Annotated in this window: 21 protein-coding genes; 16 read left to right on the forward strand and 5 right to left on the reverse strand. The window is 60.9% G+C overall.

Going from position 1 to position 20,419, the window contains the following annotated elements; genetic code table 11:
* Positions 1-5: 5 nt before the first annotated feature.
* Genes cyoC through cyoE form a run of 3 tightly spaced genes read left to right on the forward strand, consistent with a single transcriptional unit; the run spans position 6 to position 1,872 of the window.
* Complete coding sequence (gene cyoC / locus PSELUDRAFT_RS16395) at positions 6-623, forward strand: cytochrome o ubiquinol oxidase subunit III (protein ID WP_088967849.1); 618 nt, start codon at positions 6-8, stop codon at positions 621-623.
* Positions 623-949, forward strand: coding sequence for a cytochrome o ubiquinol oxidase subunit IV (gene cyoD / locus PSELUDRAFT_RS16400; RefSeq protein ID WP_088967850.1), 327 nt, complete (start codon positions 623-625; stop codon positions 947-949). The genes cyoC and cyoD overlap by 1 nt, the downstream gene beginning before the upstream one ends.
* Positions 907-1,872 (forward strand): heme o synthase, encoded by a 966-nt coding sequence (gene cyoE / locus PSELUDRAFT_RS16405; protein ID WP_231895244.1) that lies wholly within the window; start codon positions 907-909, stop codon positions 1,870-1,872. The genes cyoD and cyoE overlap by 43 nt, the downstream gene beginning before the upstream one ends.
* A 176-nt stretch (positions 1,873-2,048) precedes the next feature.
* Here the strand turns inward: cyoE and PSELUDRAFT_RS16410 are convergent, their stop codons facing one another.
* Together PSELUDRAFT_RS16410 and speB are read right to left on the reverse strand one after the other, a co-directional pair.
* Positions 2,049-3,155 carry a polyamine ABC transporter substrate-binding protein gene (locus PSELUDRAFT_RS16410; protein WP_231895245.1) on the reverse strand — a complete coding sequence of 369 codons (1,107 nt, stop codon included), beginning with the start codon at positions 3,153-3,155 and terminating at the stop codon, positions 2,049-2,051.
* A 20-nt stretch (positions 3,156-3,175) separates the two neighbouring features.
* The gene (gene speB / locus PSELUDRAFT_RS16415) at positions 3,176-4,141 is read right to left on the reverse strand and encodes an agmatinase (protein WP_088968545.1); all 966 of its coding nucleotides are present in this window, start codon (positions 4,139-4,141) and stop codon (positions 3,176-3,178) included.
* Positions 4,142-4,265: 124 nt separating this feature from the next.
* Between speB and PSELUDRAFT_RS16420 the strand changes: the two genes are divergently transcribed.
* Positions 4,266-5,147 carry a LysR substrate-binding domain-containing protein gene (locus PSELUDRAFT_RS16420; RefSeq protein WP_162291272.1) on the forward strand — a complete coding sequence of 294 codons (882 nt, stop codon included), beginning with the start codon at positions 4,266-4,268 and terminating at the stop codon, positions 5,145-5,147.
* Between the two features lie 316 nt (positions 5,148-5,463).
* On the opposite strand, the gene PSELUDRAFT_RS16425 is transcribed toward PSELUDRAFT_RS16420, so the two are convergent.
* Positions 5,464-6,216, reverse strand: coding sequence for a UTRA domain-containing protein (locus PSELUDRAFT_RS16425; protein WP_088967853.1), 753 nt, complete (start codon positions 6,214-6,216; stop codon positions 5,464-5,466).
* 285 nt (positions 6,217-6,501) lie between these two features.
* Here PSELUDRAFT_RS16425 and PSELUDRAFT_RS16430 point away from each other — a divergent pair, with 285 nt between their 5' ends.
* The 8 genes from PSELUDRAFT_RS16430 to PSELUDRAFT_RS16465 are packed head-to-tail and all read left to right on the forward strand — an operon-like array spanning position 6,502 to position 14,406.
* Positions 6,502-7,551 (forward strand): ABC transporter substrate-binding protein, encoded by a 1,050-nt coding sequence (locus tag PSELUDRAFT_RS16430; protein WP_088967854.1) that lies wholly within the window; start codon positions 6,502-6,504, stop codon positions 7,549-7,551.
* 9 nt (positions 7,552-7,560) lie between these two features.
* Positions 7,561-8,370, forward strand: coding sequence for an alkaline phosphatase family protein (locus PSELUDRAFT_RS16435; RefSeq protein WP_088967855.1), 810 nt, complete (start codon positions 7,561-7,563; stop codon positions 8,368-8,370).
* A complete protein-coding gene (locus PSELUDRAFT_RS16440; RefSeq protein ID WP_088967856.1) occupies positions 8,367-9,257 on the forward strand; it encodes an ABC transporter permease subunit in 891 nt (296 codons plus the stop codon). Before PSELUDRAFT_RS16435 ends, PSELUDRAFT_RS16440 begins: the two co-directional genes overlap by 4 nt.
* Positions 9,247-10,017, forward strand: a complete 771-nt coding sequence (locus PSELUDRAFT_RS16445) for an ABC transporter permease (protein ID WP_088967857.1) — start codon at positions 9,247-9,249, stop codon at positions 10,015-10,017. Before PSELUDRAFT_RS16440 ends, PSELUDRAFT_RS16445 begins: the two co-directional genes overlap by 11 nt.
* Positions 10,018-10,027: 10 nt before the next feature.
* Positions 10,028-11,044 (forward strand): ABC transporter ATP-binding protein, encoded by a 1,017-nt coding sequence (locus tag PSELUDRAFT_RS16450; protein WP_088968546.1) that lies wholly within the window; start codon positions 10,028-10,030, stop codon positions 11,042-11,044.
* 1 nt (position 11,045) lies between these two features.
* A complete protein-coding gene (locus PSELUDRAFT_RS16455; protein ID WP_088967858.1) occupies positions 11,046-11,714 on the forward strand; it encodes an HAD family phosphatase in 669 nt (222 codons plus the stop codon).
* A 45-nt stretch (positions 11,715-11,759) separates the two neighbouring features.
* Positions 11,760-13,385 carry a Na/Pi cotransporter family protein gene (locus PSELUDRAFT_RS16460; protein WP_088967859.1) on the forward strand — a complete coding sequence of 542 codons (1,626 nt, stop codon included), beginning with the start codon at positions 11,760-11,762 and terminating at the stop codon, positions 13,383-13,385.
* A 22-nt stretch (positions 13,386-13,407) separates the two neighbouring features.
* Positions 13,408-14,406: a sugar phosphate isomerase/epimerase gene (locus PSELUDRAFT_RS16465; RefSeq protein ID WP_088967860.1), complete on the forward strand. Its 999-nt coding sequence runs from the start codon at positions 13,408-13,410 to the stop codon at positions 14,404-14,406.
* Positions 14,407-14,700: 294 nt separating this feature from the next.
* Here PSELUDRAFT_RS16465 and PSELUDRAFT_RS16470 read toward each other — a convergent pair whose 3' ends face one another.
* On the reverse strand, positions 14,701-15,732 hold the full coding sequence (locus PSELUDRAFT_RS16470; RefSeq protein ID WP_088967861.1) for a 1-aminocyclopropane-1-carboxylate deaminase/D-cysteine desulfhydrase: 1,032 nt from the start codon (positions 15,730-15,732) through the stop codon (positions 14,701-14,703).
* A 281-nt stretch (positions 15,733-16,013) separates the two neighbouring features.
* Here PSELUDRAFT_RS16470 and PSELUDRAFT_RS16475 point away from each other — a divergent pair, with 281 nt between their 5' ends.
* Both PSELUDRAFT_RS16475 and PSELUDRAFT_RS16480 read left to right on the forward strand, forming a co-directional pair.
* Entirely contained in the window at positions 16,014-16,679 is a 666-nt protein-coding gene (locus PSELUDRAFT_RS16475; RefSeq protein WP_197693893.1) for a helix-turn-helix domain-containing protein, read from the forward strand.
* 296 nt (positions 16,680-16,975) lie between these two features.
* Entirely contained in the window at positions 16,976-17,275 is a 300-nt protein-coding gene (locus PSELUDRAFT_RS16480) for a hypothetical protein (RefSeq protein WP_231895246.1), read from the forward strand.
* A 106-nt stretch (positions 17,276-17,381) separates the two neighbouring features.
* On the opposite strand, the gene PSELUDRAFT_RS16485 is transcribed toward PSELUDRAFT_RS16480, so the two are convergent.
* On the reverse strand, positions 17,382-18,296 hold the full coding sequence (locus tag PSELUDRAFT_RS16485) for a LysR family transcriptional regulator (protein WP_088967862.1): 915 nt from the start codon (positions 18,294-18,296) through the stop codon (positions 17,382-17,384).
* 142 nt (positions 18,297-18,438) lie between these two features.
* Between PSELUDRAFT_RS16485 and PSELUDRAFT_RS16490 the strand changes: the two genes are divergently transcribed.
* Positions 18,439-19,437 (forward strand): agmatine/peptidylarginine deiminase, encoded by a 999-nt coding sequence (locus PSELUDRAFT_RS16490; protein ID WP_197693894.1) that lies wholly within the window; start codon positions 18,439-18,441, stop codon positions 19,435-19,437.
* Positions 19,438-19,467: 30 nt separating this feature from the next.
* The gene (gene aguB / locus PSELUDRAFT_RS16495; protein ID WP_088967864.1) at positions 19,468-20,385 is read left to right on the forward strand and encodes an N-carbamoylputrescine amidase; all 918 of its coding nucleotides are present in this window, start codon (positions 19,468-19,470) and stop codon (positions 20,383-20,385) included.
* The last annotated feature ends 34 nt before the right edge of the window (positions 20,386-20,419 follow it).

Raw genomic sequence — 20,419 nt, forward strand, 5'->3', positions numbered from 1 at the left:
CAGCCATGACTTCGCAAGTAAACGCATTGCATGACCACGATCATGTTCACGACCATGAGCATCACGACAGCGGCGCCAGCGTAGAGCTGGGCTTCTGGCTGTACCTGATGACCGACTGCATCCTGTTTGCCAGCGCCTTTGCCGCCTACGCGGTACTGGTGGGCAACGTGGCAGGCGGCATCAGCGGCCACGACATCTTCGAGCTGAAGTACGTGCTCGTGGAAACCTTCGCGCTGCTGTTCTCTAGTATCACCTACGGCTTCGCCATGATCAGCGGCCACAAGGGCAGCAAGGCCGGCCTGCTGGGCTGGCTGGCGGTGACCTTCCTGTTCGGCGCCACCTTTATCGGCATGGAGGTGAACGAGTTCCACCACCTGATCGCCGAGGGCCACGGCCCGGACAAGAGCGCCTTCCTGTCCGGCTTCTTCGCCCTGGTAGGCATGCACGGCCTGCATGTGACCGCCGGCCTGTTCTGGATGGCGGTAATGATGCTGGAAGCGCTCAAGACCGGCCTTACCGGCCGCGTGATGACCCGCCTGAACTGCCTGAGCATGTTCTGGCACTTCCTGGATATCGTGTGGATCTGCGTGTTCACCGTTGTGTACCTGAAAGGGGTGATCTGATGAGCCACACTCACGACCACGCCGCCAGCCACGGCAGCGTTTCCTCCTACCTGACCGGCTTCGTGCTGTCGGTAATCCTGACCGTGATTCCGTTCTGGCTGGTAATGAACGGCGGCCTGAACCCGCACGACACCCTGCTGACCATCGCCGGCTTCGCCGTCGTGCAGATCCTGGTGCACCTGAAGTACTTCCTGCACCTGAACTTCAGCAGCGAAGGCCGCATCAACAGCCTGGCCTTCCTGTTCACCGGCCTGGTGATCGTGCTGCTGGTGGCGCTGTCGGTATGGATCATCTTCAGCGCCGACGCGCTGATGATGCCGAGCTGAGTGCGGCCAACGTGAAGCTCAAGCGCTATCTGCAGGTCACCAAGCCGGGCATCATCTTCGGCAACCTGATCTCCACCGCCGGCGGTTACCTGCTGGCGGCACAGGGTCATGTCGACCTGCTGCAGATGCTGGCCACCCTCATCGGCCTGTCGCTGGTGGTGGCCTCCGGCTGCTCGCTGAACAACTGCGTGGACCGCGACATCGACAGCAAGATGGCGCGCACCAAGGGCCGCGTGCTGGTTACCGGCGTAATGTCGGTACGCGCGGCGCTGGCGCACGGCATCGTGCTCGGCGTCGCCGGCTTTGCCACGCTGTGGTTCGGCACCAATGCGCTGGCTACCGCCTGCGCACTGTTCGGCTTCGTGATCTACGCCGGCGTGTACAGCCTGTACATGAAGCGCAAGTCGGTATACGGCACCGTGGTGGGCAGCCTGTCCGGCGCGGTACCGCCGGTAGCCGGCTACTGCGCCGCCACCGGCCGCTTCGACATGGGCGCGGCGATTCTGCTGCTGATGTTCTGCCTGTGGCAGATGCCGCACTCCTACGCGATTGCCATCTTCCGCTTCCAGGACTACCAGGCAGCCGGCATCCCGGTACTGCCGGTGGTGCGTGGCGTATCCGCGGCCAAGCGCCAGATCGTGCTGTACATCCTGGCCTTCATGGTGGCGACCATCATGCTGATGCTGGGCGGCTACGTGGGCTACGGCTACCTGGTGGTGGCAGTGGCCACCAGCCTGTGGTGGCTGAAGATGGCGCTGTCCGGCCACAAGGCCGAGGACGACCGCGTGTGGGCGCGCCAGGTGTTCGCCTTCTCCATCGTCACCATCACCGCCCTGTCGGTAATGATGGCAGTGGACAGCCGCATGGCGGTGCCCGGTGCTGCCGGCAGCCAGCTGGCCAGCCTGCTGCACGCACTGGCCTGAAGCGTTTCCGATCAGTAACAGCAATCGGCCGCAGAGCAATCTGCGGCCGATTTTTATTTGCCGCCGCGCCAGGGCGAGCCTCTCCGAGACAGTGACTCCGGGCACCCTGCGGCCAACATAAAAAAACTCCCGGCACGGGTTTCGCGCCGGGAGCAAGTGGATGGCCGGTAACGGAATCAGCGCCCGTTTTTAAGCTGGGTCCACAGCCGGTTTTCCAGCCGCTGGATTTCCGCCGATATCGCTTTTTCCAGGAACAGGGTCTTCAACACCGATTCCGGCGGGTACACCGAGGCGTCCCTGGCGATCTCGGGCTTCACGTACTTGAGCGAGGCCGCATTGGCGTTCGGGTAGAACACCTCGTTGGTGATGCCGGCGTGCACCTCCGGCCGTTCGATGTAGTTGATCCACTTGTAGGCGGCCTCTACGTCCGGGGCGCCTTTCGGAATGGCCATCATGCTGAACCAGATCGGCGCCCCGCTCTTGGGAATCACGTAACGCAGCTCGTAGGGCTTGCCGGCTTCCCGCGCCCGGCGCTTGGCCATGGCCACGTCGCCGGACCAGGCAAAGGCGAAGCAGATGTCGTTGTTTGCCAGGTCGTTGATATAGCTGGTGGTGTTGAACTGCGAGATATACGGGCGAATCTTCTTCAGCTGTTCGAAGGCGGCCTGGTAATCCGCCGGGTTATTGCTGTTCGGGTCCTTGCCGAGGTAATGCAGGGTAACGGCAAAGACATCCAGCGGCGAATCCAGCACAGAGACACCACAGGGTTTCAGCCTGGACAGGTACTCCGGCTTGAAGAAGATATCCCAGCTATCGTACGGCGCATTCTTGCCAAGAAGCGGCTGCACCTTGCTCATGTTGTATCCAAGCCCGGTGGTGCCCCAGGCCCAGGGCACGCCGTATTTGTTGCCCGGGTCGCCGTCTTCCGCCAGCTTCATCAGCGTCTTGTCCAGATTGGCCAGATTGGGCAGCTTGCTCTTGTCCAGCTTCAGGTAGATGCCGGCCTGAATCTGCTTGGCCATATAGCTGCTGGTTGGCACTACCACGTCGTAGCCGGATTTGCCGATGAGCATCTTGGCCTGCAGGGTATCGTCGGAATCGTAGACGTCGTAACGCACCTTGATTCCCGTTTCCTTCTCGAAATTCTTTACCGTGTCCTTGCCGATGTAGTCGGAAAAATTATAGAGATTCATCACCTGCTCGCCGGCATGCGCCGTCACGCTCAGCAGGCCGAGTGCCAGCGGCAGCAGCAGTTGCTTCAGTTGTTTGCCATGGTTTTCCACTTCATTGCTCCTAGCAGTGCTCACCGTTGCCGGTAGTGTTTTTTCAGCCGCAACACGCACAACAGGTCGTAGGCGATGTGTGCGGCCGCCAGGGCGGTGATTTCGCTCTGGTCGAACGGCGGTGCCACTTCCACGATGTCCATGCCAACCAGGTCGAGCGCCCCCAGGCCGCGCACGATGGTGAGCGCCTGCGCCGTGCTGAGCCCGCCAGCCACCGGCGTACCGGTACCGGGTGCGAAGGCGGGGTCGAGACAATCGATATCGAAGGTCAGGTAGGCGGGTGCATCACCAACGATGGCCAGGATTTTTTCCAGCGTCTTTTTCGGCCCATCCAGCTGCACCGACTCGGCATCCAGCACCTTGATGCCCATGAAGTCGTCGTTCCAGGTACGGATGCCTACCTGCACCGAGTGCTCGACATCCACCAGGCCGTCCTTGACTGCCTTGTAGAACATGCTGCCGTGGTTGAGCGAATGCGGGCTGTCATCCGGCCAAGTGTCGCAATGGGCGTCGAAGTGGATCAGCGCCACCGGCCGGCCGAGTTTTTCCACGTGTGCGGCCAACAGTGGGTAGGTGATGTAGTGGTCGCCACCGAAAGTAAGCATCCGCGCACCGGATGCCAGAATGTGGCGCGCGTGGGCAACGATGCTTTCGTGGATGGTGTGCGGGTTGTGCGCGTCGAACCAGCAATCGCCGTAATCGATCACCGCCAGGTCGTCGAAGGGGTCGAAACCCCAGGGGTAGCCTTTCAGATCGCTCAGCGTGACCGAAGCGGCACGCACGGCTGCCGGCCCCAGGCGCGCACCTGGGCGAAAGGTGGTGGCCAGGTCCAGCGGCACCCCCGACACCACCACGTCGGCCCCCGTCAGGTCGCGGCTGTAATTGCGGCGCAAAAACGAGAGCACACCCGCATAGGTGTTTTCCACTGCGCCGCCACACAGCTCGCGGCGGCGGATCGCCCCGTCACCGAATATCGTTTCATCCATCTTGTCGTCCATCTCTCCTCCTCGGCTTTTCATGCCTGTCTAAGGTGGGAGGATGGTGACGCCAGTGACGGCTGGCGAAAAGCGATGTATTTTGCTCGTACTATTAAAATTTTTAATATCAGTGATGCGCCGACTCCCTCCCCTGCAGTGCATGCTGGCCTTCGAGGCATCCGCCAGGCTTGGCAGCTTTTCCCGTGCCGCGGCCGAACTGGCCCTGACACAATCGGCCATCAGCCACCAGATCCAGCATCTGGAAGAATGGGTGGCACAACCGTTGTTCCGCCGGATCGGCCGCGGTGTTGCGCTGACGGCGGCGGGCGAGCTGTTCCTGCAAACCGTGCAGGACACCATCAAGCTGCTGAGCAACGGCCGCGACCGCATCGAGCCTTACGGCAACCTCAATTCAGTGCTGCTGTACAGCCCGCCGCACGTGACATATGGCTGGCTGATGCCGCGCCTGCCGGCGCTGAAAGCACGCTATCCGGAACTGGAGATCTGGCTGCTGTCGGAGCGGGAAATCCGCGAGATAGACCGCATCGATGTCGACCTGATCATCTCGGCCCACCCGAGCAACAGCCCCGACATGGTTTGCATGCCGCTCATGAACGACGGTGCCGTGGCGGTATGCGGGCCGCAAACGGCGCAGCGGCTGGCGGCGCGCCCCTTTCCGCAGGTGCTGAGCGAGGTGCCGCTGCTGAGCGACGAGGCACGGCCGGAATGGGCGCCGTGGATGCCGGAACTGCGCCGGCAAGGGTTGGAGATCACCCGGGCGCTGACAGTGGAAGATCAGCGCCTGCTGCTATCGGCAGCGGAACAGGAAATGGGCATCGCCATGGTCTCGCGCCTGCTGGCGGACGATGCCTTGCGGCACGGCAGGCTGGTGGAGCTGACGCAAATCCCAGGCTTTGCCCTGCCGCCGCTGTGGCTGAAGAAATCACGCCTGCCACCACGTACCGAAGCGGCCGAAGTCACCTTCGACTGGCTGCTGGCGGCGGCGACCGGCTAGCCCGGTAGAGCATCAACACAGGATGCCCAGCAAAACGCCCATGCTGGAGCTATGTAAACTTTTAATGGGTTACTCGCCTGTGTAACAGGGCTCAGCGGCAGTGCTATCGGCGTGTCATCGGCCACTGCAGGCTGCCGCCCCATATGGGCCGAGCGTCCATGCAGGACCACAGACTTGCTGCTTGCACCAAAGCCCACGCTTGGCTATTCGCCTGCATAAGGACAAATGGCAGCTTCCATAGTGGAAGCCGCCATTAAAGGTGAACCAGAGAAAATCTACTTCTATCTACCAGCCTTGCGGCCAACTCTTTATCCAGTCACACCTGCGTGTTAGCCCTCATGCGCTCCAGTTCCTGGCTATCGACCAGGATGCGTACCGCGTCATGGCGCCAGTACTCATGATCGCAATCGATGATCTCGCCGTGCTGGTCATAGTTGACGCAGGAAATCAGCAGAATCGGGCTCCCCTCGGTCAGCATCAGCGCCTGCGCTACTTCGCCCCACGCCGCAGTAGGGTTGATTTCGAAGCGGGAGCGGCCATAACGCACACCATACTGCTGCTCGTAAAGGGTGGTCAGCGACTGGCTAAGATCATGCTCCAGAATGCCGGGAAACCGCTCCGGCTTCAGGTAATGCCGCGCCAGCAGTACCACGCGGCCATCCAGCTTGCGTAGCCGCGTGACCTCGTTCACCCGCGACAAGGTTGGCAGAGACAGCTCCTGACACAGTGCCGGCGTGGCCACAATGGAGCGGGATGACAACACCAGCGTTTCAAGCTGTCGCTTCTGCTCAGTGACAATCTGATGGAAGGGTGAGCGATACAGCGGGTTGTAGATTAGCCTCGGCGGCGCAACGAACCAGCCACGTCGGTCCTCACAATAAATCCTCCCCTCTGCCTCCATCGACAGTAGCGCCTCCTTCACTGTTATCCGGGTGGTATCGAACAGCTCGGACAGCTCACGCTCCGACGGCAACTTGACCCCAGGCAGCAGCATTTTGCTATCGATCTGCATCTCTAGTGACTGCCTGATCTGGGTGGCAAGAGTGGTATTGCGCTCAACTGCAGCCATCTGGACTACTCCAATGTTTCAATATGGTGACAAATCTATCACGGAACAATGATTTCTCAAAGACATGTCAAGGTAATGACAGCGCTATTCAACTGGTAACCCCACACAGAAAACCACACCAGAAATTTTCATGCATTTTCTTGCAAATCAATATGTTGTGCAAAATAAAATCTTGCCGACTCCATTTTTTACGGCCTGGAAAAACACAACACAATTGACAGTTGGAAAGCCTCTCGACTATGGTTCGCCTGCAGTTCAAATCTGGACTAGACCAAAGGAGTAATCATGAAGAATTTGCTGGTTACCGTTGTATCCGGGGGGCTTTGCCTCAGCGTGGCACCGGCCAAGGCCGAGAACCTCAATGTGCTGATCCAGGCCGCCAAGAAAGAAGGCGCCGTTTATAGCGTGGGCATGCCGGACGACTGGGCCAACTGGAAAGACACCTGGGCGCAGATTACCCAGAAATATGGTCTGAGTCACCGCGATACCGATCTGAGTTCGGCAGAAGAGCTGGCCAAGTTCGATGCGGAAAAAACCAACGCTACGGCAGATATCGGCGACGTTGGTCACACTTTCGGCCCGGTGGCACTGCAAAAAGGGCTGACCCAGCCGTACAAGCCCAGCACCTGGGGTGATATTCCGGCCTGGGCCAAGGACAAGGATGGACAATGGGTACTGGCCTATACCGGCACCATTTCCTTCATTACCAATAACCAGCTGGTGAAAGAGCCGCCCAAATCCTGGGCCGACCTGCTCAAAGGCAAATACAAGGTCACGCTGGGTGCCGTCGGGGTATCCGCTCGCGCCAACAGCGCGGTACTGGCGGCCGCGCTGGCCCGAGGCGGCGACGAGAAAAACCTGAAACCCGCACTGGAGCTCTTCAGCCAGCTGGCCAAGCAGGGCCGCCTGTCGCTGATCGACCCGAGCCTGGCCAACCTGGAAAAAGGCGAGATCGAAGTGGGCATCCTGTGGGACTTCACCTCGCTGAGCTACCGCGACCGTATCGACAGCAAGCGCTTTACGGTAAGCATCCCGACCGACGGCTCGGTGACTACCGGCTACACCACCATCATCAACAAGTACGCCAAGCACCCGAATGCGGCCAAGCTGGTGCGTGAATATGTGCTGAGCGATGCCGGCCAGGTCAACCTGGCACGCGGCTATGCCCGGCCGATTCGCGGCAATGTAACGATTCCGGCAGACGTGCAGGCCAAGTTGCTGCCAGCCAGCCAGTACCGCGTCGCCAAGCCGATCCGGGATTTTGCTGCGTGGGAAGAGTCAACCAAAAACCTGCCGCGCCAATGGCAGGAAACGGTCATGGTGAACATGCAGTAAGGAGCGGTCATGTCCAGCAAGGTCATCCTGGTATTGATCGACGGCCTGGCCTGGCAGGCGGCCCATGACGGCATGGGCTACCTGCAGGGCTTGTGCGAGGCGGGTCAGGCCGCTCTCTATCAGCTGCGGTGCGAACTGCCATCGCTGTCGCGCCCGTTGTACGAGTGCATTCTCAGTGGTGTGGCACCTGTGCACAGCGGCATCGTGCACAACTACGCCGGCCCGGCATCCTGCCAGCAAAGCATTTTCCACCTGGCACGCGATGCCGGCCTGACCACCGCGGCAGCGGCTTATCACTGGATCGCCGAACTGTACAACCGGGCACCGTACGTTGCCGTGCGCGACCGTTTTACCGACGACAGCCAGTTGCCAATCCAGCATGGCGTGTTTTACCACGGTGACGACTACCCGGATGACCACTTGCTGCTGGACGCCGAAGCCATGCGCTTGAAACACCAGCCGGACTTGCTATTGGTGCACCCGATGGAGACCGATGTGGCTGGACATCGCCACGGCTACGGCAGTGCGCAGTACCGCAATTCGGCACGCCGCTTTGACAAGCGGCTGGCCGAGTACCTGCCCGGATGGTTGGCCGCAGGCTATCAGGTGCTGGTCACCAGTGACCACGGCATGAACCACGACGGCAGCCATGGCGGCCTGCTGCCGGAAGAGCGGCTGGTGCCACTGTTCGTGATCGGCCAGCGTTTCAGCAAATTGCCGGACATCCAAGTGCAACAGACCGAGCTATGCGGCCTTGTCGCCGACCTGCTGGGGCTGATGCACACCAAACCGCGCCACCCGGAGTTACTTTTGCCATGAAAACCACTTCGCTACCCCTGACCGGCAAGGCGGCCACGCCACACCTGGTGCGCGGCAGGCTGCGGCACTGGCCGGCAGCGCTGTTGCTGCTGCCCTTTTTTGCCATGCTGACCCTGTTCTGCCTGGCGCCTATGGTGTGGGTGCTGATCAACAGCGTGCATACCGAGCAAGGCCTGTCACTGGCCAACTACAGCGACATCCTGTCATCCCCGTTCTATCGCCAGGCCTTTGACAACAGCCTGCGCATTTCCGTGTGGTCCAGCGTGATCGGGCTGGTGATTTCGCTACTGGGCGCCGCCTCGTTGCGGCGGGTTTCCGGCCGGTTGCGCCGACTGGTGGTGTCCATTACCAACATGACCAGCAACCTCACCGGCGTCCCGCTGGCCTTCGCCTTCATCATTCTGGTGGGCACCAATGGCGCGCTGACCCTGCTGCTGCGCCAGTGGGGGCTGATCGAGGACTTCCGCCTCTACTCCAGCAACGGCGTGATCCTGATCTACACCTACTTCCAGATTCCGCTGGGCGTGCTGCTGCTGTACCCGGCATTCGATTCGCTCGACGACGACTGGCAGGCCGCCGCCTCGCTCTTGGGTGCCAGGCTGTGGCAGTACTGGCGCTACGTGGGTTTGCCGGTGCTGGCCCCCGCCATCCTCGGCACCTTCATCCTGCTGTTTGCCAATGCCATCGGCGCCTATGCCAGTGCCTATGCGCTGACGCAGGGCAACTTCAACCTGATCACGGTGCGCATTGCCAGCCTGGTTTCCGGCGACATCTCGCTGGAGCCGAACATGGCCGCCGCGCTGTCGGTATTGCTGATGCTGATGTTGCTGCTGGTCACTACCGTCAACCAGTGGCTGCTGAAGAAAGGAGCCCGCCATGCGCGCTGACCTCTATCACCGCAGCGTGGTTGCCGTGCTGATCCTGCTGCTGACCGTGCCGGTGCTCGCCACCTTGCTGTATTCGCTATCCGAACACTGGGGCGCCACCATCCTGCCGGATGACCTGTCGCTGGCCTGGTACCTGCAACTGTGGCAGGACAGCGCCTTCCTGGCCGCCTTCGGCCGCTCGCTGGCGGTGTGCCTGGGCACCCTGCTGCTGAGCACGCTGATCATTGTGCCGGCCGTATTCGTGGTGTTTTACCGCTTTCCCGCGCTGGACAAGCTGATGAACGGCCTGATCCTGATTCCGTTCGCGGTGCCGCCCGTGGTGACCTCGGTAGGCTTGCTGAACATCTATGCCGATGGCCCGCTGAACATCACCGGTACGCCATGGATTCTGGTGGGCTGCTATTTCACCATCGCCCTGCCGTTCATGTACCGCTCGCTGGCCAACAGCCTGAGCAGCATCAATGTGCGTGACCTGATGGATGCCGCCCACTTGCTGGGTGCCAGCACACCCGTGGCCTTTTTGCTGGTGATCCTGCCCAACCTGCGCAAGGGGCTAATGGCTTCGTTGTTCCTGGCGTTTTCCTTCCTGCTGGGCGACTTCGTGTTTGCCAACCTGCTGGCAGGCTCCCACTACGAAACCCTGCAGGTCTACCTCTACAACATGCGTCAGACGAGCGGCCACTTCACCAGCGCCATCGTCATGAGCTACTTCCTGTTCACATTGTTCCTGACGTGGCTCACCGCCCGTTTCAGCAAATAGGATGACTGCCATGAGTTACGTCGAAGCTAGCGGACTGGCCAAGAAATACGGCGCCGCCACCATTTTCCAGGACATCAATTTCTCGCTGCAGAAAGGCGAGTTCGTCACCCTGCTGGGGCCTAGCGGCTGCGGCAAGTCCACCCTGCTGCGCAGCCTGGCCGGGCTCACCGACATCGATGCCGGCTGCATTCGCGTCGCTGGCGAGGACATTACCCGTGCCGCGCCGCAAAAACGCGGCATCGGCATGGTGTTCCAGAGTTACGCGCTGTTCCCCAACATGACGGTGGAGCAGAACATCGCCTTCGGCCTGAAGCTGCAAAAGCTGCCCGGCGGCGAGATTGCCCGCAAGGTGGCCGAGGTGATCAAGCTGGTGGCACTGGCCGGCAAGGAGCAGCACTACCCGCACGAACTGTCGGGCGGCCAGCGCCAGCGCGTGGCACTGGCACGCGCACTGGTGGTGGAGCCGCGCATCCTGCTGCTGGATGAGCCGCTGTCGGCACTGGATGCGCGCATCCGCAAATCGCTGCGCGAGCAGATCCGCGACATCCAGCAACGCCTGGGCCTGACCACGGTGTTTGTTACCCACGATCAGGAAGAAGCGCTGACCATGTCCGATCGCATCTTCGTGATGGATCAGGGCCGCATCGTGCAGGAAGGCACCGCCGAGATGATCTATACCCGCCCGGCCACCGAATTCGTGGCGCGCTTCATGGGCAGCTACAACCTGCTGGCGCCAACCGACGCCCGCCACCTGCTGGGCCTGGACGTCCGGGGGCATCTGGCCATCCGGCCGGAGGCGATCCAGATCTTCACCCCGGAGCAAGCCTGCCCGGCGCACCTGGGCGCACCACTGCCGGCCACCGTCCGTCAGCACCAGCTGCTGGGCAATGTCATTCGCTACCAGGTGCAGGCCCAGGGCATCACCCTGCAGGTGGACCAGCTGAACCGCCGCGCCGAAGACCTGCTGGCCGCCGGCACAGCAGTAAACCTGATGATCGATCAACAACAAATGCGGGAGGTGCACTGAGATGGCACTGGGAATTTTCGATATGGACGACACCCTGGTTGACGGCGACAGCGCCAACCTGTGGATGCACTACCTGGTGGAACGCGGCCTGGCGCCAGCCGAGATGTTGCCGCGCGAGGCGGAGCTGCTGCAGGCCTACCGCGATGGCCAGGTAGACATGCACGAGTACATGCGCTTTGCCCTGATTCCGCTGCGCGGCCTGAGCCTGGAGACCGTGCAGGGCTGGCTGACGCCGTTTGTGGAGCAAGTGATCCTGCCACGCATTTTCCCGCAGGCACTGCAGCAGCTGGCGTGGCACCGCGCCCGACAGGACCGCCTGCTGGTGATCTCCGCCACCGGCGAGCACCTGGTCAGCGCCATCGCCCGCCGGCTGGACGTAGCCGACGCCATCGGCATCCAGCTGGAAACCCGCGACGGCTGTTACAGCGGCGATACCCATGGCGTGCTGAGCTACCGCGAAGGCAAGGTGACCCGCCTGCACGACTGGCTGCGCCAGGAGAACGAATCCCTGCATGACAGCTACGGCTACAGCGACTCGCTGAATGATGTGCCGCTGCTGGAAGCCGTGACGCATCGCCATGCCATCAACCCGGACGCCACGCTGCAGCAGATTGCCGGCGAACGAGGCTGGCAGATACTGCGCTGGCAGCACGCTGCGCAGCAGGCCTGATCCGGCAACCATTGTCACGCCGGCAAGGCGTAAGTGAGGTCAAGCATGTTCACAGTACTCCTGCACCTTGCCGGCGGCGTCGCCCTGCTGACCTGGGGTCTGCATATGGTGGAATCCGGCATCATGCGCGCCTGGGGCGCCAGCCTGCGCCAGGTGATGGCCGGCAGCCTCAGCAACCGCTTCAAGGCTTTCATCGCCGGCATGGGCGTAACCGCCGTGCTGCAAAGCAGTACCGCCACCGGCCTGATCGCCTCGGCCTTTGCCGGCCGCAAGCTGATGACACCGGTTACCGGCCTGGCCATCATGCTGGGGGCCAATGTCGGCTCCACGCTGATTGTGCAGGCGTTTTCGCTGGACTTGAGCTGGCTGTCGCCGGCCTGTCTGATCATCGGCATGGCCATGTTCGAGCGTGGCAAGGGCTCGCAACACGGCAACGTTGGCCGCGCGCTGATCGGCCTTGGGCTGATGCTGCTGGCGCTGTCGCTGCTGGTAAGCAGCATGCGGGGCGCGGAAAACACGCCGGCCATGCACAGCATTCTGGCCCTGCTATCCAGCCAGCCCCTGCTCACCGCCGTCATCGCCGCAGTACTGACCTGGGCGGCGCACTCCAGCACCCCGGTAGTGCTATTGGTTATGTCGCTGGCCGGCAGCCACGCCATGCCGCTGGACAGTGCCCTGTCCATGGTGCTGGGTGCCAATATCGGCAGTGCGCTGAACCCGTATATCGAAGGCAGCAAGAGCGAAGACAATCTGCGCAAGCGCCTGCCCACCGGCAACCTGCTGCTGCGCGGCGGCGTCTGCCTGCTGCTGTTGCCGTTTGTCTCCCTGCTGGCATCGTTGCTGCAGTCGAGCAGCAGCAATGCCAGCCAGCTGATCGCCCATGTACACACGCTACTCAATCTGGCGATTGCCCTGCTGTTCATCGGCCTGCTGGATCCGCTGGCGGCGGCCCTGGAGCGACTGCTACCGGACAACCGTGAAGCGGAAAGCCCGGATGCACCGCGCTATCTGGACCCATCCGCCATCGCCTCCCCGTCACTGGCGCTGGCCTGCGCCACACGCGAAGCGCTGCACATGGGCGACGTCGTGGGCGACATGCTGCGTCGCAGCCTGCCCGCCCTGCTGCAAGGCGATCGTCGCGCAGTAAACGAGGTAATGCGCCGCGACGATGCGGTAGATAGCCTGCACGAAGCAATCAAGCTGTATGTCACCGCGGTGACTAGGGAAGGACTGGAGCCAGCCGATGCGCGCCGCGCCATGGCCATCATGGCTTTCGTCATCAACATGGAGCATATCGGCGACATCGTGGACAAGAATCTGATGGAACTGGCCAGCAAGAAGATCAAGGGCAAGCTGAGCTTTTCTGCCGAAGGTGCCACCGAACTGCAAGCGCTGCATGAACAGGTACTGGAAAGCTTTCAGCGCGCCCAGGCTGCGTTTGTCTCCAGCTGCGTAAAAACGGCCGAGCGCATTCTGGACGACAAGGTCACCGTGCGTGGCCTGGAGCGCGAAGGCGCCGACAACCATCTGCTGCGCCTGCGCGACGGCCGCCCGGAAAGCATTCTGTCCAGCTCGCTGCATCTGGATGTGCTGCGGGACCTGAAGCGCATTCACTCGCATATCTGCGCCACCGCCTACCCGATTCTGGAACAGCAGGCACCCCTGCCCTAAACCCTTTCATGGAGGACACCGCATGTTAACCACGGCCAACGCCGCCAAGGTAGTACAGCGCATCGACAGCATCCCGCTATTCCTGCATGCCTACGCCTACCACTTCAACATGCGTTGCGGCAGCATCCTGCCTGCCGACCTGCTGGACATCGCGCACCGGCAACAGCTGGCCGGCGTGAAAATCCATGTACTGGATGGCGAAGCCGCCGCCCTGCGCCATGCCACCCCGGCACAGCTGCAAGCATTCGGCGAGCGGGCGGCTACGCTGGGCCTGGCGTTGCATATCGAAACCAGTTCCTCCAGCGCTGCCGCCATCGATGAGGCCGTGCATATCGCGCGTCATACCGGCGCCAGCTCGGTGCGTTTCTATCCGCGTTACGAAGGCCACCTGCAACAGGTATTGCAGCTGGTAGCTGCAGACATTCAGTACATGAAAACACGTCATGGCGACAGTGGCCTGCGCTTCACCATCGAACAGCACGAAGACCTGACCAGCCATGAGCTGGTAGCACTGGTAAGCGCCAGCGACTGGCCGCAGTTGTCGATCCTGTTCGACTTTGCCAACATGATCAACGCCAATGAAGCCCCGCTGGCCGCGCTGGACATCATGGCTGGCCATATCACCGAAGTGCACATCAAGGACGCGCGCATCGTGGCCGAGGCCAACGGCAGCGGCCACCTGGCCTGCCGCTCCGGCCAGGGCGAGCTGCCGATGCGCGCATTACTTACCCGCCTGCTCTGCCTGGGCGATACGCAGGCACAGGTCAGCGCGTATGGGCTGGAAGAAGAAGTGGATTACTACGCCCCGCCCTTTCGCCACGACAACGAAGGCCCGGACCCATGGATTCCCTGGCGCGAAATGAGCGAAACCCCACTGCCGGAGCACGATCTGCCCGCAAGACTGCAGCAGGAAATCGACGATGCCGCCGCACAGCTTGCCTTCGTGCGCCAGACACTGGCACTTATTCGCCTTGAAGCCATGGGCTTGCTCGAAGGGGAAAGCCGAGCTGAGCATTCTTGACTAGCTGGCCTTGTGAGTCGCCATGGGTCTATCACTTCCATCCATTGGCGACAAAACAAGGCCATTAGCTGTCGATATCTCGGTGAAGCCGCACCGTAGCTTCAGCCAAGCTTAGTCAGGGCAATACCGTCGCCACCCGGTTTTCGGCCGAAGCTGTCGGTGCGTTCTTCAAAGAAATATGGCCGGTTCTGTTTACAAACCGGCCATTGCCATTTTCCCTAGGTCAGGGCGACCTACAAGAGTCGGGGCGATTCAATCCCAGAGTGCCCATGTGGATGCTGGGCTGTAACGGGGTTACAACTGCATGGCTGAAAGTCGCTCAATGCCGGACCAGACTTTTCGAGAGTAATGGGGATCGAAAAGGGAATGATATCCACCGGTGTGCCAGAAAACGACGGGGCCCTCCAACTCCTTCTTTGCGGCAAGATCGATGAGGGCGGCGACAGCTTTGGCACTGTAGACCGGATCCACGAGGATACCTTCAGTTGTGGCGAGAAGATCGATCGCTTCCATAACCCCGGGAGCAGGCAGGCCGTAACCCTCCCCGAGATAATCCTCTGTGAGATTGATATCACTTCGCGTCAGCTCAAGCTCGGCACCGATCAGACGGGCACCACCCTGTGCAAAAGCGAGGTATTGACCCGGCACATCGTCGTATACCTCGCCTGCGACGACGACACCCCTGATTGTGCTTGGCGAGCCGAACAGTGCATTGCCAAGCACCAAGCCGGAGTGGGTTCCCCCCGATGAACTGGCGTGCAGGACCGTTCCTACCTCGCGTCCCTGCTTAGCCATTTGCTCGCGAAGTTCTGCATATGCAAGGGCAAAGCCCAATGAGCTTCTCGCAGAGGCACAACCGATGGGAAGCCGGTAGACCTGCTCACCGGCATTCTCGAGTTCGGTCACTACAGCCTCCGCATGCAGGGCAAGTTCAGCCCAGCTGGCATTGCCAACAAAGCGTAGATTCGCTCCGTATAAACCATCCAGTAGCAGATTACCCACTGCTTCACTTGGCTCATCGTGGCACAGCACAAGTGTGCATCGCAGGCCGATAGCAGCCGCTGCTGCTGCGACGGCACGCGCCGCATTGGAAAGGCGCGACCCCTCAACGACCAGGTGTTTGGCCCCCTGGGAGATAGCGTAGGCGAGTTCGACTTCAAGCTTTCGTACCTTGTTGCCTGCTAAGCCAACCGTGCCGATATCGTCACGCTTGCACCATACTTCGACACCAATTTTCGCGCTGAAGCGTTCAAGGTGTTGTACTGGCGATGTAAATCCCCGCAGATTGAGCCTGGGAACTTGGGCTAGTGTATTGAGTGCCTTCATTTGGATACCTCACTTTGGCAATGACTGGACAGGAGATGCGGTATGGAGGCGGGCGCCTGGGTTAAATGAGGCGCTGTCCTTCATGGCGGCCATTGTGGGTGTGGCTGATAAGGCTTATATAATGAAAACCAGACAACGCATGCGAGGATTCCGACAATATGCCGGGTGCCCAGATTTCCTATCCGTCCGGGAGCGCTCTGCCACACTCGCTGGTTTTCCGGACGATGCGGCTGAACGAGGTAACGACCTACCCCACGGAGCGACACGACTGGGGAGAGTTTGTGTTCTCGTTCAATGGCGTTATCGAACTGACGGTAGGAAGCCGCCAGTACCTGACACCACCGCATTACGGTTTGTGGCTGCCGCCTCAGACGGTGCATGGCGCCAGTACACGGTCCGCGGCTTGCTACTGCGTGCTCGACATTGCATCCGACCGCTGCGACAGGCTGCCGACAGCCGTATGTACCCTCGCTGTCGGCCCCATAATCAAGGCGATCCTGGCCGACCTGGTTGCACGCCAGGTGGACTACCCGCGTAACAACGACGACGAGCGGCTGATGCAGGTACTGATCGACCAGATGAGCCTGGCGCCATGCCAAGACACTTATCTGCCTATCTCAGGTGATCGAGCACTCAACCAGGTACTGGAAGCGCTTCGCCAGCAACCGGGGGATAATCGGTCGCTGGCGGAATGGGCAAGGATGGCGCACAGCACGGAACGCACGCTGTCACGGCGCTGCCAGCGCGACCTGGGCATGTCTTTTGTGGAGTGGCGGCAGCGCCTGCGACTGGTGCGGGCACTTTCCATGCTTGAGGATGGGCAAACTGTGCAGGCGGTGGCTCTGGAGCTGGGCTACAGCACATCATCTGCATTCATTGCGATGTTCCACCGCCTGATGGGGACAACGCCTGACGAGTTCCGTAAACGGATCGTGCAGCTGGCTTGATTAGAGCGGCGATCATGTTGTCACGACGCATATTGCTGAATTGTCTGCAATAGAAAAAGACTGGCTACGCGCAAGTATCATAAGCCAGCTTTTAACATGAAGTTGCCACTCCAGACATCCGCCATGTACGGCTGCTTTGGCCTCCGCTCTGCCGCTACTCACGGCTGTCAGGCCGCAGGTCGGCCGAAGCTACCCTTCGAAAAGGCTGCAATCAGATTAAAAGCAGCCATAAAACCATCTAGCAAGCGAGGTGCAATTCACACACCGACCCATGGCAGACCGGCCTTGCCTTCCTGATGCTGCTGCTCTTTACCGACATCAGTGGCATCAGCCACCTACTGCAGAAACTGGGGGTGGTGGCAGCAACAGGCTGGATCTACATGACCCCGGTGGTAGCGCTGCTCATCGGCGGGGCTGCCGGAGAGCAGGTCGGGCTGCTGGAAATACTGGCTGTCATCGTGATTTTCGGCAGCATAGCCATGCTGGAGGCGGGCCGCCGGCAACTTGCCCGCAGAGAAAGCGATTGGTTTCGAATGAGCCGGAGAAGCCACACCCCTGGCGCCCGCTGCTCGGAGCGTGCGGCCATTGCTTGCTAGCGGCCTTCGCCTTGCCGATATGGCTTGTCCGCTCTGCCGACCTTTACCCCTGCGCAAGCGTAAAGGTTGGCCGCATCAGGCGCGTATTTGTCCGCACCGTGCTGTTTCAAGCAAGCGGCAAAGTTTGATCGCTACTGGTGCCCAGCCTGCCTTGCGCAAGCAGCCACTCGAATACAAGGGCGACGATCTCTGTTCGCGGCTTGCCTTCCACCCGCGAAATCCACCAGGTCACCCCCGGCAGACGTGGATAGCCCGCAAGAATTTCGAGCTTTCCTGTCTGCAAGCTGCTTTCAACAACCAGCTTGGAAAGCAGCGCGATACCTCGTCCACGCTCCACGGCGTCAAGCACCAGGCGCTGATCATCATAGATGGCCCGCTGCTTGAATCCGGCCAGGCGCGTGCGAAATAGCGAGCCAGTCAGCTCATCCGTCAGTTGTTGTTCCAGACAAATCAGCCCGGTGTGTTGCGGATGCTGGTCAATTGGCAGCTCCCCCAGGGCCTGACACACCTCGGCTTTGGCAACCATCACCCATTCATCCTGGAACAGCGGCACTTCATGCAAGCCCGGCTGCTGGATCGGCGGCGAACCGATAGAGATATCCACATTGATTTCGTCGATGTAGTGAACCGACTCATCTGTCGACAGCAAGGGGCAGAGGGCGGGCAATTCTTGCTGCAACTGCTCCAGCCGGGGTTGCAACCAGCCATGCAGGATTGGCGCCGGGCCGACCAGGACAACCAGCCCGGGGTCCAGGTAAGTCGCTATCCGGCCAAGGCCGCTGCGCAGGGACTCCACCGAGCGCTGCACACTTCGTTGCAGCACTTCGCCGGCCACGGTCAACTCCACACCCCGCCCTTTGCGGCGGAACAGCTGCAGGCCAATCTGTTCCTCCAGCTGCTGAACCTGATGGCTGATAGCCGACTGCGACAGACAGAGTTCCTCGGCCGCGCGGGCAAAGCTGCCAAGCCTGGCCGCCGCTTCAAACCCCATCAGCAACTTGAGCGAAGGAATTCGGTTCATTGCACACAACTCATGAGAAAACTTGGTCAATCCTACTAATAAACATCATTTTTCATCAAGTTTTCTAAGCATTAAAGTGAGCTCATCACAAGAGGAGGACTGAACGATGAGCCGTTTCGATGCAACAAAGCAGGGGTACCGGATGCCCGCCGAATGGGAGGCCATGGCCGCCACCTGGCTCGGCTGGCCCATTCTGGAAAACCGCGAGGAAGTATGGGGGGAGCATTACCAACAAGTGTGCCGGGAGTTCGCCCTGGTAGCCCGCACCATTGCCAGATTTCAGCGCTGCATCGTTACCGCGCATCACAGTCAGGCCAGCATGGCGCGCGAATTGTGCGGCCCGGGCGTAGAAGTGCTGCCGGTAGCCGCGGAAGACAACTGGCTGCGCGACTGCGGGCCCATCTTCTTGCAGGGCTCGCAGGGGCAGTTTGGCGCCGCCTTGTTCCGCTTCAATTGCTGGGGCGAGAAATACCAGCCTTACGACGGCTGCCAGCAACTGGGCCAGGACATTGCCCGCCAGGCAGGCGCGCAGATTTTCAATTCCCATATGGTGCTGGAGGGCGGCGCATTCTACGTGGACGGCCAGGGCACCCTGCTCACCACGGAAAGCTGCCTGCTGCACCCGAACCGCAACCCCCACATGAGCAAGGCCGAAATCGAGGCCGAGCTGCGACGCATGCTGGGTGTGCAGAAGATCATCTGGCTGCCGGGCAACCCGGCAGAGGTGGAAACCAATGGCCACGTAGACGGCATTGCCTCCTTCATCGCCCCAGGCAAGGTGCTGTGCCAGACCGCTGCCCCGGATCAGGGCGACTACTACCGGGTCATGATGGAAAACCGTCGGGCGCTGGCGCTGGCGACCGACGTCAACGGCCGTCATTTCGAAATGCTGGACCTGCCTTCCCCCATCGTGAGCGAACGATTCGGCTCCGAGCGTTACTGCGACTGCTACGCGAATTACATCCTGACCAACGGCGCGGTGATCGGTACGGCATTCGGCGTGGAAGAAGACCGCCTGGCATTCGACACCTTCAGCCAGGCCTTTCCCGACCGGCAGATCATCCTGCTGCCGGTACCGACCCTGTCCATTGGTGGCGGCAGCCTGCACTGCTCCACGCAGCAGCAGCCCGCAAGTCTCTGATCAACACCCTTTGCAAGCGAGAAAGCAACCATGACCGCAAGAACCATTACCGTAGCATCCGTTCAGATGGCGTCCGGCAGCTGGACCATCGAACACAATATGGACCGGGCAGAACACCTGATCCGGCAAGCGGCGGCACAAGGCGCCAACCTGATCCTGTGCCCGGAACTATTCATGATGCCCTACTTCTGCCTGGACCAGAACGTGGACCATCTGCGCTGGGCCGAACCGTTGGAGGGCAATCCGCGTATTGCCCGTTTTGCCGCCCTGGCGGGCGAACTGGGCATCGTGCTGCCGATCGGCTTCTTCGAGCGCGCCGGCAACGCAGCCTACAACTCGATTGCCGTTGCCGATGCCGATGGCAAGGTGCTGGGGGTATACCGCAAGACCCATATCCCGGATGGCCCCGGCTATACCGAGAAATTCTATTTCACTCCCGGCGATACCGGCTTCAAGGTATGGGATACCCGATTCGGCAAGATCGGTATCGGCATCTGCTGGGACCAGTGGTACCCGGAAACCGCCCGTAGCCTGGCCCTGATGGGCGCAGAAGTGCTGTGCTTCCCGACCATCATCGGTTCGGAACCCTTCAGCAGCGAATTCGATTCGTCCGGCCATTGGCAGCGCACCATGCAAGGCCATGCCGCCGCCAATATGGTGCCGGTCGTTGCGGCCAACCGTATCGGCCAGGAAGCCGGCCTTGGCAATGGCAACTCCAGGCAGCAAGGGCTTACCGGTACTTTCTATGGCTCCAGCTTCATTGCCGACCATACCGGCGCCAAGGTGGCGGAGGCCAACCGCAGCGATGAAACCATTTTGCTGCACACCTTCGATCTGGACGCCATCCGCGCCGCACGCCAATGCTGGGGCTTTTTCCGTGACCGCCGTCCGGAAATGTACCGCACCCTGCTGACCAGCGACGGTCAGTCGTCCTGTTATCAAAAATAAATAAAGACAGCCAAGCGCTACGACATCCGCCGCC

This window comes from Vogesella sp. LIG4 (assembly GCF_900090205.1).
Classification (GTDB): Bacteria; Pseudomonadota; Gammaproteobacteria; order Burkholderiales; family Chromobacteriaceae; genus Vogesella.